This window comes from Streptomyces sirii (assembly GCF_045690365.1).
Lineage (GTDB): Bacteria > Actinomycetota > Actinomycetes > Streptomycetales > Streptomycetaceae > Streptomyces > Streptomyces sirii.
In genome coordinates, this window is the sequence record NZ_CP147982.1 from 3,817,972 (window position 1) to 3,834,144 (window position 16,173).

At 74.1% G+C, this 16,173-nt stretch carries 16 protein-coding genes; 10 read left to right on the plus strand and 6 right to left on the minus strand.

Going from position 1 to position 16,173, the window contains the following annotated elements; all coding sequences use genetic code 11:
• Positions 1-74: 74 nt before the first annotated feature.
• Positions 75-1,409, plus strand: a complete 1,335-nt coding sequence (locus WAB15_RS17015) for a diaminopimelate decarboxylase (protein ID WP_407286770.1) — start codon at positions 75-77, stop codon at positions 1,407-1,409.
• 104 nt (positions 1,410-1,513) lie between these two features.
• Here WAB15_RS17015 and WAB15_RS17020 read toward each other — a convergent pair whose 3' ends face one another.
• The 3 genes from WAB15_RS17020 to WAB15_RS17030 form a co-directional block, all read right to left on the minus strand.
• Entirely contained in the window at positions 1,514-2,134 is a 621-nt protein-coding gene (locus tag WAB15_RS17020; RefSeq protein ID WP_407286771.1) for a hypothetical protein, read from the minus strand.
• A gap of 192 nt (positions 2,135-2,326) precedes the next feature.
• Entirely contained in the window at positions 2,327-3,310 is a 984-nt protein-coding gene (locus tag WAB15_RS17025; protein WP_399149743.1) for a MurR/RpiR family transcriptional regulator, read from the minus strand.
• Between the two features lie 195 nt (positions 3,311-3,505).
• Positions 3,506-4,990 carry an aromatic amino acid ammonia-lyase gene (locus WAB15_RS17030; protein WP_407289242.1) on the minus strand — a complete coding sequence of 495 codons (1,485 nt, stop codon included), beginning with the start codon at positions 4,988-4,990 and terminating at the stop codon, positions 3,506-3,508.
• A gap of 237 nt (positions 4,991-5,227) precedes the next feature.
• Here WAB15_RS17030 and WAB15_RS17035 point away from each other — a divergent pair, with 237 nt between their 5' ends.
• The 4 genes from WAB15_RS17035 to WAB15_RS17050 all read left to right on the plus strand — a co-directional run bounded on the left by WAB15_RS17035 (position 5,228) and on the right by WAB15_RS17050 (position 8,771).
• Positions 5,228-6,421, plus strand: coding sequence for an ABC transporter ATP-binding protein (locus WAB15_RS17035; protein ID WP_407286772.1), 1,194 nt, complete (start codon positions 5,228-5,230; stop codon positions 6,419-6,421).
• Positions 6,418-7,095: an ABC transporter permease gene (locus WAB15_RS17040; RefSeq protein ID WP_399149745.1), complete on the plus strand. Its 678-nt coding sequence runs from the start codon at positions 6,418-6,420 to the stop codon at positions 7,093-7,095. The genes WAB15_RS17035 and WAB15_RS17040 overlap by 4 nt, the downstream gene beginning before the upstream one ends.
• 7 nt (positions 7,096-7,102) lie before the next feature.
• Positions 7,103-7,774, plus strand: coding sequence for an ABC transporter permease (locus WAB15_RS17045; RefSeq protein WP_393487852.1), 672 nt, complete (start codon positions 7,103-7,105; stop codon positions 7,772-7,774).
• 70 nt (positions 7,775-7,844) lie between these two features.
• Complete coding sequence (locus tag WAB15_RS17050; RefSeq protein ID WP_399149746.1) at positions 7,845-8,771, plus strand: ABC transporter substrate-binding protein; 927 nt, start codon at positions 7,845-7,847, stop codon at positions 8,769-8,771.
• A gap of 28 nt (positions 8,772-8,799) precedes the next feature.
• Here WAB15_RS17050 and WAB15_RS17055 read toward each other — a convergent pair whose 3' ends face one another.
• On the minus strand, positions 8,800-9,879 hold the full coding sequence (locus WAB15_RS17055; RefSeq protein ID WP_407286773.1) for a sigma-70 family RNA polymerase sigma factor: 1,080 nt from the start codon (positions 9,877-9,879) through the stop codon (positions 8,800-8,802).
• Between the two features lie 145 nt (positions 9,880-10,024).
• On the opposite strand from WAB15_RS17055, the gene WAB15_RS17060 reads away from it, so the two are divergent.
• Positions 10,025-10,624 (plus strand): class I SAM-dependent methyltransferase, encoded by a 600-nt coding sequence (locus WAB15_RS17060; protein ID WP_407286774.1) that lies wholly within the window; start codon positions 10,025-10,027, stop codon positions 10,622-10,624.
• A gap of 39 nt (positions 10,625-10,663) precedes the next feature.
• On the opposite strand, the gene WAB15_RS17065 is transcribed toward WAB15_RS17060, so the two are convergent.
• Positions 10,664-11,713, minus strand: a complete 1,050-nt coding sequence (locus WAB15_RS17065; RefSeq protein ID WP_399149749.1) for a LacI family DNA-binding transcriptional regulator — start codon at positions 11,711-11,713, stop codon at positions 10,664-10,666.
• A 159-nt stretch (positions 11,714-11,872) separates the two neighbouring features.
• Here WAB15_RS17065 and WAB15_RS17070 point away from each other — a divergent pair, with 159 nt between their 5' ends.
• From WAB15_RS17070 to WAB15_RS17085, 4 genes are all read left to right on the plus strand, one after another.
• Positions 11,873-12,790, plus strand: a complete 918-nt coding sequence (locus WAB15_RS17070) for an amidohydrolase (protein WP_407286775.1) — start codon at positions 11,873-11,875, stop codon at positions 12,788-12,790.
• Positions 12,787-13,347, plus strand: coding sequence for a cysteine dioxygenase (locus WAB15_RS17075; RefSeq protein ID WP_399149751.1), 561 nt, complete (start codon positions 12,787-12,789; stop codon positions 13,345-13,347). The genes WAB15_RS17070 and WAB15_RS17075 overlap by 4 nt, the downstream gene beginning before the upstream one ends.
• 113 nt (positions 13,348-13,460) lie before the next feature.
• On the plus strand, positions 13,461-14,873 hold the full coding sequence (locus tag WAB15_RS17080; protein ID WP_399149752.1) for a purine-cytosine permease family protein: 1,413 nt from the start codon (positions 13,461-13,463) through the stop codon (positions 14,871-14,873).
• Between the two features lie 41 nt (positions 14,874-14,914).
• A complete protein-coding gene (locus WAB15_RS17085) occupies positions 14,915-15,331 on the plus strand; it encodes a hypothetical protein (RefSeq protein WP_399149753.1) in 417 nt (138 codons plus the stop codon).
• A gap of 13 nt (positions 15,332-15,344) precedes the next feature.
• Here the strand turns inward: WAB15_RS17085 and WAB15_RS17090 are convergent, their stop codons facing one another.
• Positions 15,345-15,950: an antibiotic biosynthesis monooxygenase gene (locus WAB15_RS17090; RefSeq protein ID WP_407286776.1), complete on the minus strand. Its 606-nt coding sequence runs from the start codon at positions 15,948-15,950 to the stop codon at positions 15,345-15,347.
• Positions 15,951-16,173: the final 223 nt, after the last annotated feature.

Consider the following 16,173-nt stretch of genomic DNA (forward strand, 5'->3'; position numbering starts at 1 on the left):
ATACGGTCTCGCACACCCCGCCGCAGGCCGGTATGCGATGGCGCGGGCGCCCTGGCCAATGGTGCACTTGGGGCATGAGCTTCACGGACCGAGACCGTGCCGTACGGGCAGCCGTCGCGCAGGGGCTGGTGGGGGCCGGCGAGCCCGTCGCCGGGCTGCTGGACGTGGCCGGGATCCGCCGGGCGGCGAGAGAACTCCGTGCCGCTTTCGCGGAGTTCACCGCGCCCGGCACTCCGGTCCTGCATGCGTTCGCGGTGAAGGCCGCCTCGCTGGTGCCCGTACTGCGGCTGCTCGCGCAGGAGGGGCTCGGCTGCGAGGTGGCCAGCCCCGGTGAGCTGGCACTGGCCCGCGCCGCCGGGGTGCCGGCCGCCCGCACGGTCCTGGACTCGCCCGCCAAGACCACCGCCGAGTTGCGCGAGGCGCTGGCCCTGGGGATCGCCGTCAACGCCGACAACCCCGAGGAACTGGCCCGTATCGACGGGCTGCTGGCCGCCGCGCCGGGCACCGCCCCCATCGGCCTGCGGGTCAATCCCCAGATCGGCGGCGGCAGCATCGGGGCGATGAGCACCGCCACCGACACCTCGAAGTTCGGGGTCGCGCTGCGCGACGAGGGTGCCCGCGACTGGGTCGTACGCGCCTTCCTCGACCGCCCGTGGCTGACCCGGCTGCACGCCCACGTCGGCTCCCAGGGCATGCCGCTGGCGCTGATGGCGACGGGCGTGCGGAGCCTGTACGAGCTCGCCGAGGAGATCAACGACCGGGCCGGCCGGCGCCAGGTCGACACCCTCGACATCGGTGGCGGTCTGCCGGTCAACTTCTCGTCGGACACCACCGCCCCGACCTACCGCGAGTACGTCGCGCTGCTGCGCTCGGCCGTCCCCGGGCTGCTGTCCGGCCGCTACGGCCTGGTCACCGAGTTCGGCCGCTCGCTGCTGGCCAAGCACGGCACGGTGCTCGCCCGCGTCGAGTACGCCAAGTCGGCGGGCGGCCGCCCCATCGCGGTCACCCACGCCGGCGCCCAGGTCGCCACCCGCACGGTCTTCGTGCCCGAGGCCTGGCCGCTCAGGGTCGCGGCGTACGACGTCGAGGGCCGCCCCAAGACGGGCGAGCCGGTCGCGCAGGACATCGCGGGGCCGTGCTGCTTCGCGGGCGATCTGGTCGCCGAGAACCGCCCGCTGCCCCTGCTGGAGTCCGGCGACCACGCCGCCCTCCTGGACACCGGCGCGTACTACTTCTCCACCCACTTCGCCTACAACTCGCTGCCCCGCCCGGGGATCCACGGCTATGCGGCCGCCCCCGACGGCACCGTCCGGTTCGCGACCATCCGCACCCCGCAGACGCTGGAGGAGCTCACGGCGGAGAGCGGCGGCGCGCACACGGAGGCGCTGCGCGACCTCGGGAACGAGTAAGGAGGAGCGGGCGAGGGAGCCGCCCACCGCCGCTCCTCAGCGGCCGGCCCGCCCGGCCCGCCACCGTTCCTCGTCGGCGCGCCCGCGCCGCCCGCCGCCCCTCGTCACCGGCCGGCCCGCGCCGCCCGTGCCGCTCCGCCCCGCGCGCTCTGGCTTCGCGCGCCTCCTGCCCGCGCTCCCCCGGCTCGGGCGTCCCCGGCCGCCAGCCCGGTCAGCACATATCCGCGGACCTCCTTGCCCGCGGCGCCGCCCCGCCGGGCGGACTCCGTACGCACCCACAGCAGCGCCTCGTGCTCCCGCTCCCAGTGGCCCAGCCACAGGGCCTTGGCCCAGAGCCCGAGCGCCGCCCCGGCCATCAGCAGACCACCGGCCGCCGGCAGGGCGAACGACGAGCCGACCGCCGCCAGGAAGGCCGACAGCAGCCACCAGCGGTGCGCCCGCCGCCAGACCCGGATGGTGACCGAACGGTCCTGCAGGACGACGGCCTTCCCGGCGCGCGACGCCCCGCGCGCCAGCGCCGTATACCGCCCCCGACGCACCGCGAACACCCCGAACGCCGCGATCACGAACAGCGCCGCCCCCGCCGGCAGCCCGATCGCCCGCCCGGTCGGCCCCGGCACCAGCGCGCCGATCCCCGCGGCCAGCAGCCCCGGCCACCACAGCCAGCCGGCCGGCGCCCGCACCACCACCGCGACCCGCGCCAGCGCATACGCCCCGCGCCCCACGACAGACCTCCTCACCCCGAAGACCATCCGGGACATCCGGCCGCCGTGTCGTGCCCGTACGCCGGCGAACGCCCTCGCGTCGCCCGGTGCCCGTACGGCGGCACGCCCCGGCGGCACACCGCCATCGGCGCCGGAGCGTAGCCGGTCCGGATGAGGATTCCCTGAGACGGCGCGAGGTCCCAGGCCCCGCCCTCACTCCACGAACAGCCCCCGCGCCGCAGCCTTCGCGTCGAACTCCTCCAGGCGGGCCTGGGCGTCCGGGAGGGCGTCGCACATCGCCTCCAGCAGGACGCGGCCCAGGAGCATGGGGGCGCAGGCGGTGTCGAAGGCCAGTCCGGTGCCGACGGGGGCCGGCAGCAGCAGGTCGGTGTGGTGGGCGACGGGGGCGAAGGCGCTGTCGGCGACGGTGACGACGGTCAGGCCGGCCGTGCGGGCGTAGGCGAGGGCGTCGAGGACCTCGCGGGGGTGGCGGGGCAGGGCGAAGCAGAGCAGGGCACTGGCGCCGGCGCGTACGGCGGCGTCGATGCGGTCGGTGAGCATGGTGCCGCCCTCGTCCAGGAGGCGGACGTCGGGGTGGACCTTGCGGGCGAAGTAGCTGAAGCCGGCGGCCTGGGCGGTGGCGGCGCGCAGGCCGAGGACGGGCAGCGGGCGGGAGGCGGCGAAGAGCCGGCCGGCCTCGATCACCGGCGACGGGTCGGCGAGGGCGGCGGCCAGCTGGCGGAGGTTGTCGATCTCCGCCTCGACGGCCTGCTGGTACTCGTTGGCGGTGCCGGTGTCGCCGCGCTTGCCGGTGGGGGCGACCTCGCGCAGATGGCGGCGGAGCGCCGGATAGCCGTCGAAGCCGAGGGCGACGGCGAAGCGGGTGACCGACGGCTGGCTGACGCCGGCCAGTTCGGCCAGTTCGACGCTGGAGAGGAAGGGCGCGTCGGCGGCCCGGCGCACCATGCAGTGGGCGATCCGGCGCTGGGTGGGTGTCAGCCGGTGGCCTTCGAAGAGCTTCTGGAGGCGGGCGGCGGTGCCGGTGTCCGCGCCCTCGGCGGCGCCGGCCTTGGCAGGCCGCGCCTGCCCGGCCGGTGCCGTCCCGGCCGGCTCCCGCTCCGTCGTCGTGCCGGCCGGCCGGCTCTCGGCCGCGCCGCCGGTGCCGGTGCCGCCGGCGTTCTCCCCGTCCCCGCTCATCGCCTCTTCTTCCCGGCCCGGTGGGGGGCCTTGTCCTGTGTCGACCGACTGTACGGAACTTCTTGCGCACACCGGGCCGCGGTACGCGTCGCAATCCGGCCGCGGTCGCATGCCGTCCCGGCTCGCGGAGGCCTTCGGGGCGCTCCCCCGCGCCCCGGATCGGCCCGACCGCCCGGGGCCGCGCCCGGGCGCCCCTCACACCTGTGCCAGCGCGTCCAGCAGCCCCGCCGCCACGGCCACATCGTCCGTCAGCGGACGGTCCTCCATCCGGGGGTCGAGGGCGTCCGCCGCGAGGGCGTAGGCCGTGGCCAGGGGCAGTGCGGGCTCGGGTTCGAGGGAGCGCATGCGCAGGGCGCGCAGGGCGGCCACCAGTTCGCAGGCCAGGACCTGGCGGTAGTACGTGCAGGCTCGCAGGGTCTGGCGGGCGCCCAGGGAGGCGAAGCTGGCCTGTTCCTCGACGCCGCGGGAGAGCACGGCGTGGCCGAGCGAGGCCGGATGGGAGACGGCGCGCATCTCGCCGAGGGCGGCGCCCGCCGCGTATTCGAGGATCATCACGCCGGAGCTCGCCGCGGAGGCGTCGCCCAGGAAGGGCCGCAGCCGGGTGAAGTCCGGTTCGGAGAGCGCGGCGAGGCGGGCGGTGGACAGGCGGGCGGTCTGCAGGACGGCGAGCCGGAAGGTGTCCAGGGCGAGCGCGGCGTGCGCGGCGTAGAAGTTGCCGTGGTGGTAGGCGGCCTGGTCCTCGATGCTGATCAGCGGGTTCTCGGCGGCGGCGTTCACCTCGACGGTCAGCACGTGGTCCAGGGTGTCGGCGGCGTCCAGCGCGGGCCCGTGGATCTGCGGGATGCAGCGGAAACCGTACGGATCCTGGATGCGGCCGAGGGGCGCCGTGGGACGGACCGGTATGCCGGCCAGAGTGCGCATCCGGGCGGCGGCGGCCGCGGAGCCGGGGTGCGGGCGGGCGAGCATGACCGGTTCGGCGAAGGGTTCGTGGGAGCCGCCGACGGCCAGGAGGGAGAGCGCGGCGACGGGGAGCGCGGCGGCCAGCAGCCGGCGCATCTCGTCCAGGGCCAGCGCGGACTGACCGAGGGTGAGGGCGTTGCTGCTGATCAGCGCGAGGGCGTCGTTGTTGTCCAGGGCGACGGGGGCCGGGGGCCGGGCTCCGGGCGTGCAGTGCCAGGGGTGTTCGCCGGCCAGCGCGAGGCCGGTCTGGGCGAGCGCGGCCAGGTCGCCGGTGCCGACCGCACCGTGTTCGTTGACGACGGGGTGGGCGCCGGAGTCCAGCGCGTCCAGGAGCGCGGTGATGACGGCGGGGTTGAGGCCGGCGCCGCCCGCCAGCAGCTGATTGGCGCGGACCGCGAGCATGGCGCGGACCTCGCGGGCGGGCAGCGGGTCGCCGATGGCGCCGGCGTGGCTGCGCAGCAGCCGGAGTCCGTGTGCGGCGTCGGCGGCCCCCACGTCCTCCGTGCGGTTCGCGCCGACGCCGGTGCTGCGGCCGTAGACCCGTCCGGTCGCGGCGAGGCGGCGGGCGGTGTCCCAGGAATCCGCGGCGCGGGCCAGGGCCTTGGGGTCGGGCGGGGCGGGGCGTGCGGTGCGCTCCGCGAGGGCGGCGATATCGGCGGTGTGCAAACCGGTGCCGTCGAGTGCGATACGCGTCCCGGCTCGTCGGCCGTTGTCCAGCATGCGGGAAAGCAAGGGGCTCAACTCCCTCTTATAACGCTCTTTGTGGACCGAAGTCCGACACCACATTCCGTACGGTGAGTCGAAGCATTGGGCGATAACCGGCGACATAAAAGCAATAACTCATGAGTAGCACGCGGTAAGACGCGATGTAGCAGGTTGTTTAGTCCCGCCTATTGACTTCTATTCACGCACCTAAGACTCTGCATGACACTATGCAGGCTGGGCAAGGGGCAGCGGATGATCAAGTTCGACGCAGTCAGCAAGCGGTACCCGAACGGCACCACCGCCGTGGACGAACTGACCCTGGATCTCCCCGAGGGCGACGTCACCGTCCTCGTCGGATCGTCGGGATGCGGCAAGACGACGACCCTGCGGATGGTCAACCGCATGGTCGAGCCGACGTCCGGCACGATCAGCGTCGGCGGCCGCGACATTCTGGAGGCGGACGCCGCCGAGCTGCGCCGCGGTATCGGCTACGTCATCCAGCAGTCCGGTCTCTTCCCTCACCGTACGATCCTCGACAACATCGCGACCGTCCCGCTGCTGCTGGGCTGGGGCAGACGCAGGGCCCGCGCCCGCGCCGCCGAACTGCTGGAGTTGGTGGGGCTGCCCTCGGACGCCGGAAAGCGCTATCCGCACCAGCTCTCCGGCGGCCAGCAGCAGCGCGTCGGCGTGGCCCGGGCGCTCGCCGCCGACCCGCCCGTGCTGCTGATGGACGAGCCCTTCGGCGCCGTCGACCCGGTCGTGCGCACCCAGCTCCAGAACGAGCTGCTGCGGCTCCAGGAGGAGCTGCGCAAGACCGTCGTCTTCGTCACCCACGACATCGACGAGGCGGTCCGCCTGGGCGACCGGATCGCGGTCTTCCGCACCGGCGGCCGGCTCGTCCAGTGCGCCGAGCCCGCCGAGTTGCTGGCCCGCCCCGCCGACGACTTCGTCGCCGACTTCCTGGGGGCCGAACGCGGTCTGAAGCTGCTCACCCTCACCAGCCTCGCCCAGGTCCCGCACGCGCCGGGCCGGGCGATACGCGCGGACGAGCCGGTCGGCGCGATATCCCGCGACGGCGACCGCTGGCGCCTGGTGACCTCCCCGCGCGGCGAACCGCTGGGTTGGCTGGACACCGACGCGCTGCCCGCTTCCGGTACGGCCGGCGAGGCCGCCCTGGAGGTCGTACGGCCGCTGCGCGACACCGACTCGCTGCTCTCGGCACTCAACGAGGCGGTGTCCTCGCCGGCGGGCGCCGTCGCCCGCGTCACCGCGGACGGCGTGCTGGCCGGTGTCACCTCACGGGAGGCGATCCACCACCGGGCGCAGCGCAGCCACGCGGAGGCGGGCCGGGCGGCGCCGCCCACGGCGACCCCGCAGGCCGCCGCGGGCACGTCCGAGGGCGCCCCCCTGCTCAAGACCGTGCCGGCCACGGAGCGCCCCGCATGACCGTCGAATGGGGCTGGTTCCCCGACCACGCCGACGAACTGACCCGGCTCACCCTCGACCACCTGGCCACCGCCGTGCCCGCCGTCCTCCTCGGGCTGCTGATCGCACTGCCCCTGGCGGTCCTCGCGCACCGCGTACGGCCGCTGCGCGGCTTCCTCCTCGGCGCCTCCAACATCCTCTACACCATCCCCTCCCTCGCCTTCTTCGTCCTGCTGCTGCCGGTCACGGGGCTGACCCGCACCACCGCGATCGTCGGCCTGACCGCGTACACCCTGGTCGTGCTGGTACGGAACACCGTCGAGGGGCTGGACGCGGTGCCGGTCAAGGCCCGGGAGGCGTCGAAGGCGATGGGGACCCGGCCGCTGCGCACCCTGCTCACCGTCGAACTGCCGCTGGCCCTCCCGGTGATCATGGCGGGCGTACGGGTCGCCACCGTCATGTCCATCTCCCTCGTCAGCGTCGCGAGTTACATCGGCTACGGCGGCCTCGGACAGCTCTTCACCGACGGCTTCCAGCGCAACTTCCCCACCCCGGTCGTCGCCGGTGTGCTGCTGACCCTGCTGCTCGCCCTGGTCGCCGACGCCCTGCTGGTGACGCTCCAGTGGCTGTGCACCCCCTGGCGGCGCGGCCGCACCTCCCGGACGTCCGCCCTCAAGCTGTGGAAGCGAGCGTGACCCGACGATGCTCGAACTCCTGAAGAACCTCGCGTCCTGGCTGACCAGTTCGGCCCAGTGGTCGGGCCCCGAGGGCATCGCCACCCGCGTCCTGGAGCACCTGGAGTACTCGGTGCTCGCCACCCTCGCCGCCGCGGTGATCGCGCTGCCGATCGGCCTGCTCATCGGGCACACCGGCCGCGGCGCCTTCCTCGCCGTCAACCTCTCCTCCTTCGGCCGGGCGCTGCCCACCGTCGGACTGGTCACGCTGGTCTTCCTCGCCGGCGGGCTGAGCGTCTGGCCGGTGTACGTCTCGCTGGTCGCGCTCGCGGTGCCCGTGATCATCACCAATACCTACGCGGGGATGGCCGCGGTCGACCCGGAGGTCAAGGACGCGGCCAAGGGCGTGGGGCTGCGCGGCCACCAGATCCTCTGGCAGGTCGAACTCCCGCTCGCCCTCCCGCTGATCATGACCGGCGTCCGGCTGGCGACCGTGCAGGTCGTCGCCACCGCCACCATCGCCGCCTACGTCAGCTTCGGCGGGCTGGGCCGCTATGTCTTCGACGGCCTGGCGCAGCGCGACCTGGTGCAGGTGCTCGGCGGCGCGGCCCTGGTCGCCGTGCTCGCCGTCCTCGCCGACCTGGCCCTGGGCGGTCTGACCCGGCTGCTGTTCCGCGGCCGCCCGGCCACCGCCCGCTGAAGCGCCCGCCGCCTTCGCGAAGCGCCCGCCCCGCCCCGCCCCCGTACGTACGTCCCGAGGAGCCCCTCCCATGAACCGTCGTACCGTCCTGACCACCCTCCTCGCCGGCGCCTCGGCCCCGCTGCTGGCCGCCTGCTCCTCCGGCATCACCTCCCTCAAGGGGGACGGCGCCGGCGGCGACAGCGGCAGCAGCGGCGGCGGACTGACCATCGGCACCGCCAACTTCACCGAGAACCAGATCCTGGGCTACCTCTACGCGGGCGTGCTGTCCGCCGCCGGTGTGCGCACCACGGTCAAGCCCAACCTCGGCTCCCGCGAGATCGTGGTGCCCGCGCTGCGCTCCGGCGATATCGACCTGCTCCCCGAGTACCAGGGCAGCCTGCTGCTCTACCTCGACCACAAGGCCACCGAGACCGAGGCGGGCGCGATGCAGAACGCGCTGGCCACCGTGCTCCCCAACGGCCTGGAGGTGCTCCCGTACGCGGCCGCCGAGGACCGCGACACCTTCGCGGTGACCCGGGCGACCGCGGACCGGTACGGCTTGCGCACGCTCGCCGATCTGCGCAAGGTCGACGGCGAGCTGGTCTTCGGCGCGGCGGCCGAGATGAAGAAGCGGGTGGTCGGGGTCGTCGGGCTCAAGGACGTGTACGGCGTGGAGTTCAAGGAGTTCAAGGCGCTGGACTCGTCCGGGCCGCTGGTCAAGGGCGCGCTGAAGAAGGGCGATGTCGACGTCGCCAACGTCTTCACCACCGACGTCGACATCGCCGAGAACGGCTGGGTGCTGCTGGCGGACCCCGAGCACCTCATCCCCGCCCAGCACATCGTCCCGCTGATCGCCGCCCGCAAGGCCGACTCCAAGGTCCGCAAGGCCCTCGCCCGCCTCGGCAACACCCTCACCACCGCCCACCTCACCGAGCTCAACCGCCTCGTCGACAAGGAGAAGCAGGACCCGGACCGGGTGGCCGACGCCTGGCTGAAGAAGCACAAGCTGGCCTGAGAAAGGCGGCGCGGGCGGCCGGCGGGCCTTATGAGCCCGCCGCGGCCGGTGTCCGGTCCCCCTCCGGCGGGCCGGCATAGCGCGGCGGCAGCCCGAAGAGCGGGAAGAGCCGCTCGGTGTCGAGGAAGGACTGCAGGGCGGTGACGTGCCCGCCCTCCGTCTCGATGACCTGGATCGCCCAGGGCGAGCCGTCCGCGCGGTACTGGCCGAACGCCGGCCGGCCGTTCGCCGCGACCGGCACCAGGTGCGAGCCCTCGCAGCCGCAGCCCGGTCCGAGCAGCCACTTCAGGATGTCCGCGCGGCCGCGCAACCACAGCTCGTAGGGCGGCATGGAGAGCGTGGAGTCCTCGTGCAGCAGAGCCGTCAGGGCGTCCATGTCGAAGCGTTCGAAGGCGTCGACATACCGCGTGAGCAGCGACCGCTGGGCGTCGTCCAGGGGGCGCGGCGGTGCGTCGGCGGACTCACCGCCGGCGGCGAGGGTGGCCCGGGCCCGCTGCAGCGCACTGTTGACCGAGGCGACCGAACTGCCCAGCAGCTCCGCGACCTCGGCCGCCGACCAGCTGAGCACCTCGCGCAGGATCAGCACCGCGCGCTGCCGGGGCGCCAGCCGCTGCAGCGCGGAGACGAACGCCAGCCGGATCGACTCCCGGGCGACGGCGGTCTCGGCCGGGTCCCCGGCGGACGCCAGGACCCGCTCGTCCGGCACCGGTCCGATCCAGGTCGCCTCGGGCAGCCCCGTCCCGATCGGGGTGTCCACACTCGACGGGGAGGAGAGGTCCATCGGCCGGGCCCGGCGCTGACTGCCCTTGAGCAGGTCCAGGCAGACGTTGGTGGCGATCCGGTAGAGCCAGGACCGCAGCGAGGACCGCCCCTCGAACCGGTCGTGTGCGCGCCAGGCCCGCACCATGGTCTCCTGCACGGCGTCCTCGGCCTCGAAGGCCGAGCCGAGCATCCGGTAGCAGTACCCGGTCAGCTCGGTGCGGTGCGCCTCCAGGCGGTCCGCCACCTCCCCTTGCGGCGCAGCCTGTTCGCCGCGCTCACCCTCGTTCGGCGCCGACGCCGCCGATCCGCCCGCCGCCGTCGTACCGCTCGCCGAGGACCGCTTCATCGAGGACCTGCCCATCCGCCCGCCGACCGACCACCGGCCGCCGCGCTCCGACGCTACCGGAGCGCCCGGCACCAGTCTGCTCCCGCGGCATGCCCCTCGCGAGCGGTGGGCGCTTGGGGCCGCGGGGGCGCCCTAAGGTGCCGCCATGACCGACATAGCCGCCACCACCCGCGAGACCTACGACGCCATCGCCGCCGACTACGCCCGACGCTGGCGCTCGGCACCGCCGCCGGTGGTGGCCGCGGCCGACCACCTCGCGGGCCTGCTGCCTCCGGGCGCCCGGGTCGCGGACGTCGGCTGCGGGCCCGGGCACCAGACGCGGCTGCTGCGCGACCGCGGCCTGAACGCCACCGGCTTCGACCTCTCCCGCGAGATGCTCGCCGCCGACGCCGTCCCCGGCCTCGTCCAGGCCGATATGCGTGCGCTCCCGCTCGCCGCGTCCGTCGTCGACGCGGTCTGGTGCGTGGCCGCCCTGCTGCACGTCCCGCGGCCCGAAGTCCCCCTGACACTGGCCGAGTTCGCCCGCGTCGTGCGGCCTGGCGGCCTGCTCGCGCTGAGCCTCGCGGAGGGCGACGACGAGGGCTGGGAGCCGGTGTCGTACGCGCCGGAGCTGCGGCGCTGGTACGTCGGGCACCGCCTCGCCCCGTTCACCGCGCTGCTGGCCGACGCGGGCTTCGAGGTGACCGACCACACCCGCTGGAGCACCCACCGCGACTGGCTGATGCTGCACGCGCGACGGGGGTGAGGGGTCCGCGGCGACCCGCTCCCCCTAGGGGGTGTCCGATCAGCCCGGCTCGGCCGCGCGCAGCGCCGAGCCCCGCTCGGACAGCCGCGGGGCGCACAGGATGCGCTTGCGGCGAACCCGCCGGCCCTCGATGGCGGCGACCGCGAGGCGGGCGGCCTCCTTGGCGATCTCGGTCAGGCCCCAGTCGACGGTGGTCAGGGGCGGGGTGAGGACCCGGGAGACGGGGTGGTCGTCGAAGCCGACGACGGACAGGTCGCGGCCGACGGCCAAGGAAGCCTCGGCGGCGGCCGCGTAGACGCCGTAGGCGATGGAGTCGGAGAAGCAGAAGACGGCCGTGGGCGGGGTGGGACGGGACGCGCGGCGCCGGCGGCCGTCCGGGTCACCGGTCAGCACCCGGCGGGCGACGGCGGTGGCCTCGCCCAGCTCCTGGGCGCAGGGCAGGACCTCGACCTCGATGCCGAGGCGGTCGGCGGCCTCGCGGACGTAGACGTCGGCGGGGCGGTCGGGGGTGGAGGGACCGGTGGGGGTCAGTACGGTGACACGGCGGTGGCCCAGGCCGCGGAGGTAGTCCAGCACCGCATCGATGCCGGCGCGGTTGTCGAAGAGCACCTCGCCGGCGGTGCGCGCCCGGCTCAGGGCGTCGCCGATGGAGACCACCGGCACAGCTTCGGCGATCTTCGACCAGCCTTCGGCGGAGGGGTCGACGGGCGAGACCAACAGGCCGTCGACGCGCTGGTCGCGCAGCTGCTTGGCGAGAGCGAGCTCACGCTCGGGGTCGCCGCCCGCGTCGAGAATGAGCGCATAGCGGTCGCCGGCCAGCAGTTCGCGCCCTATGGCGGCCATCAGCTGCTGCTGCCACAGGTCCTGCAGGTCTCCGGCGAGCACGCCGACCGTACTGGTGCGGCCGCTGGCCAGGGCGCGGGCGATCGGGTCCGCCTCGTAGCCGAGGTCGGCGGCGGCCTTGCGCACCCGCTCCTCGGTCTCCTTGGAGACGTGCTTGCCGCGCAGCGCGTAGGAGACGGCGGCGGTGGAGAGTCCGGTGGCCTCGGCCACCTCGCGGAGGGTGGTGCGCTTATTGGGCCTGGCCATGTCCGGAAGCCTACCCAAGGAGGCGGTCGCATCCCGCGTACGAGGCGGGCCGCGGGCTCGGGCGGACCCGTCGTTCTCTTGACAGCCCAGTCGGTTAACCGCTTCACTTAATCGCATCAGTTAAGCGGTTAAGTGAAGCGGTTGAGGAGGTCGCCGACGGTGCCCACCGACGTCCATCAGCACATCTGGCCCCCCGCGTTCCGCGCACTGCTGCGGGCCCGCAGCGCACCGCCGCGGCTGGACGGCTGGACGCTGCACCTGCCCGGTGAGCCGCCGTACGCCGTCGACCCCGCCGACCACGACATCGCGGCCCGCACCGCCCTCGCCCGCGCCGACGGCCTCGACCTCGCCCTGGTGTCGCTCTCCAGCCCGCTCGGCATCGAGTACCTCCCGCCGGAGGAGGCCGCGCCGCTGCTGGCCGCGTTCCACGACGGCGCGCTGGAGCTGCCCGCCCCCTTCGGCGTCTGGGCCTCGGCCTGCCTGTCCGCCCCCGAACCGGACACCGCCGCGCTGCGGCGCGAGCTGGCCCGCGGCTGCGCGGGGCTGCAGCTCCCGGCCACCGCGCTGCTCGACGCCGACGGCTGGGCCCGCTGCGCGCCGCTGCTGGACGTCGCCGCCGAGCTGGGCAAACCGCTCTTCGTCCACCCCGGCGCCACCCCGTCCGCCGACGGCCTCGCACCGACCTGGTGGCCCGCGCTCGTGCCGTACGTCCAGCAGATGCACGCCTCCTGGTTCGCCTTCCGCGCCTTCGGCCGGCCGCGCCATCCGGATCTGCGGGTCTGCTTCGCGGCGCTGGCGGGCCTGGCGCCGCTGCACGGCGAGCGGCTGGTGGCCCGCGGCGGCGGGCGGGACCGCGGCCGGGTGGACCACGGCGCCTTCTACGAGACGTCCTCGTACGGGACCCGCGCGGTGGACGCCCTCGTACGAGCCGTCGGCATCGACGTCGTCGTCAGCGGCAGCGACCGCCCCTATGCCGCCCCCGTCCTCCCCGACCTCGGCGCGGACGCCGCCGTCCACGCCCTGCGCACCGCCAACCCGGCCCGCCTGCTGGGCCCGACGAGAGGAGCCCGCCCATGACGTCCGCCGCCTCCCAGGCCGACGCCGCCCGTGAGGTCCCCGACGGCGAGCAGCCGTTCGCCACGCTGCCCGAGCGCAACCTCGACAAGCGCGAGCTGCGGTCCCTGGTCGACCACCTCGCGGCCCGCCCGGACCTGTGGCGCGAGCAGGTCGCGTTCTCCGACACCGAGCGGCACTACGCGTCCCTGTACCGCGACGAGTTCGTCGACGTGTGGCTGCTGTGCTGGACCCGGCAGAACGACACCGGCTGGCACGACCACGACCTGTCCTCGGGGGCGGTCCGGGTCGTCCAGGGGGTGCTGACCGAGTCCAACCCCCGGATCGGCGGGGAGCATCCGGCCACCGCCGTCGGCGCGGGCGCCTCCTTCTGCTTCGGGCCGGAGCACATCCACCGCCTCACCGGCGCGACCGACGACGCGGTGTCGGTGCACGCCTATTCGCCGCCGCTGTGGCGCCTGGGCCAGTACGACATCACCGAGGACGGGCTGATGCGGCGGGTCTCGGTCTCGTACGCGGACGAGCTGCGGCCCCTGGACGGTCCGCCGGCCGCCGCCTGAGCGCCGGGCCGCCGCCACATCCCCACCGCCGTTCCGGCCCCACCCATTGACCTTCCATTCACAGACGCCGATCCTGCATGAACTCATACATGCGACAAGGCGAGGCGGCACTCATGGCAGGTGTGGTCGAACGGCGCTCGATCGACGTCGTCCCCGACGACGAACGGCACGGCAGCGCGGTCAGCCAGTTCACGCTCTGGCTGGGCGCCAACCTCCAGATCACCGCCGTCATCACCGGCGCCCTGGCCGTCGTCTTCGGGGCGAACGCCTTCTGGTCGCTGGTCGGGCTGCTGCTCGGCAACCTCCTGGGCGGTGCGGTGATGGCGCTGCACTCGGCGCAGGGACCGCGGCTCGGACTGCCACAGATGATCACCTCGCGGGCGCAGTTCGGCGTCCGCGGCGCGGTGGTGCCGCTCGCCCTGGTCATCGTGATGTACATCGGGTTCTTCGCCAGCGGCAGCGTGCTGGCCGGACAGGCGGTCGGCGAGCTGACGCACCTGGGCGAGACACCCGGGATCGTGCTCTTCGCCGCGGTCACCGCCCTCGCCGCGGCCGTCGGCTACCGCCTCATCCACACCCTGGGCAAGATCGCCGGCCTGGTCTGCGCACTGACCTTCGTCTACCTCGGCATCCGCCTGGCGCAGCACGCCGACCTCGGCGCGCTCCTGGCCGACCACCGCTTCGGGCTGCCGGTCTTCCTGCTCGCGGTCTCCCTCTCGGCCTCCTGGCAGCTGGCGTTCGGCCCGTACGTCGCGGACTACTCGCGCTACCTGCCGCGGCACACCTCGGCGCGCGCCACGTTCTGGTGGACGCTGTCCGGCTCGGTGCTCGGCTCGCAGTGGTCGATGACCTTCGGCGCACTGGCGGCCGCCGCGGCGCCGACCGCGTTCGTCGGCCACGAGGTCGGCTATGTCGTCGGCCTGGGCGGCACCGGACTGATCGCCTCGTTCCTCTTCTTCGTCATCGCCCTCGGCAAGCTCACCATCAACATCCTCAACACGTATGGCGGCTTCATGTCGCTGGTCACCAGCGTCAGCGGCTTCCGTGGGCAGCGCACGCTGACGCCGCGCGGGCGCTCGGCGTACATCGCCGGGATCATGGTGGCCGGCACCGCCGTCGCCCTCCTGGGCAAGGACTCCTTCCTGACGTCCTTCAAGGACTTCCTGCTCTTCCTGCTGGCCTTCTTCACTCCCTGGTCGGCGATCAACCTCGTCGACTACTACCTGATCTCCAAGGAGCGCTACGACATTCCCGCGCTCAGCGACCCCACCGGCCGTTACGGCGCCTGGAACGTCCGGGCGCTCACCGTCTACGCCCTCGGTGTGCTCGTCCAACTCCCGTTCCTGGCCACGCACTTCTACACCGGTCCCCTGGTGGCCCGGCTCGGCGGCGCCGACGTCTCCTGGCTGGTCGGACTCGCCGTACCGGCCGTCGGGTACTGGCTGGCCGCCCGCCGCGACACCGCGCGCATCCCGGACGCGGCGGCGGACGACGGGCGGAGGGCTCCCGCCGGATCGGGGGGTTAGCCCTACCGCGCCGCGCCCTTGGGGTCCGTAACCTCATCAGCATGGCGACACACGACCCCGAACTGCGCAAAGAACTCGACGCGACCCTCCAGACCCGCAAGGAGCTGGGCCCGGCGTACGAGTCGGAGCTGGTGGAGTCCTTCCTGGAGAAGCTGGACGAGAGCGTGGAGCGGCGGGTGCGGCGGCAGCTCGCCGAGCAGCAGCTGCACGTGGCGCGCGGCGCCCGGCCACCGCATACCGCGCAGAGCGGCAACAGCGACTTCTGGGAGCGCTTCGGGGTCGCCGCCCTCTCGCTGGTGCTGGCCGTCCCGCTCTCCGCGATAGCCGTGAGCAGCGCGGAGCTGCCGGGCCTGGTGGTGTGCTGGGCCGGCATAGCCGCCGTCAACGCCGTGCACAGCGTGGGCATCCGCCGACTGCTGCGACGGCGCGACGAGCGCCGGGGCGGGGAGTGGGTCTGACGGGGACCGACCCTCAGAAGCGCTCCGGCCCGCCGGCCGCGTCCTCGGCGCGGTCGTCGCGGAAGGCGTGAAGGAGTGTGTAGCGCTTGAAGGCCGGGCCGTCGGCGGCGGCCGCCTCATGCGCGGCGGCGTCGGTCCATTCCGTGACGACGATCGCGCGCTCACCGTCCGCCGTCAGATGGATGTGCCCGGCGAGCAGGCCCGGCGCCGCCCTGACGGCGCCCGCCGCCTGGTCCGCCGCCGTCGTGGCGACCACCAGGACACCGGGTTCCCGCCCCGCGTCGTGCACCACGCTGCGGTGCAGGCGGGTCCGGTGGAGCCCCGGCCGCTCGACACCGGGCACCAGCGCGTCCACGCGGCCGACCATCGCGGGGCGGCGGGCGCGGGCCCACGCCAGGTGCGCCTCGTCGCTGGTCCACTGGGCGTAGTAGAGCAGGCCGGCGCCGTCCGTGGAGAGGAACACATGCTGGGCGAGGAGCGCGGCGGGCGGCTCGGCCGCCGCCCACTCGTCGATCGCCGCGTCGACGGCCGCGCGCGAACGCTCGGCGGTGCCCGTGAGCCACTCGCTCATCAACGCCGTACCGGCGTGCGGGTGGACGAGATCCAGAAAGTGCGTCATGAGCGCCAACCCTCATACGTCAACCGCACTTGAGGTCAAGCGGGGAAGTGTTGCGGGGACCGCCGCACCCCGGCCGGAGCCGGGGGCGGGACGACGGCGGTCCCCGCAAGGGACGCGCTCCGGGTCAGGGCCGGTCGTCGCATCCGGGTGGCGATCGAGGAGGTCCGGGAGCCGCTCCGGAGGTCCGTATCGCCGTGCACATCAATGTGCCTGACGAGTGTTA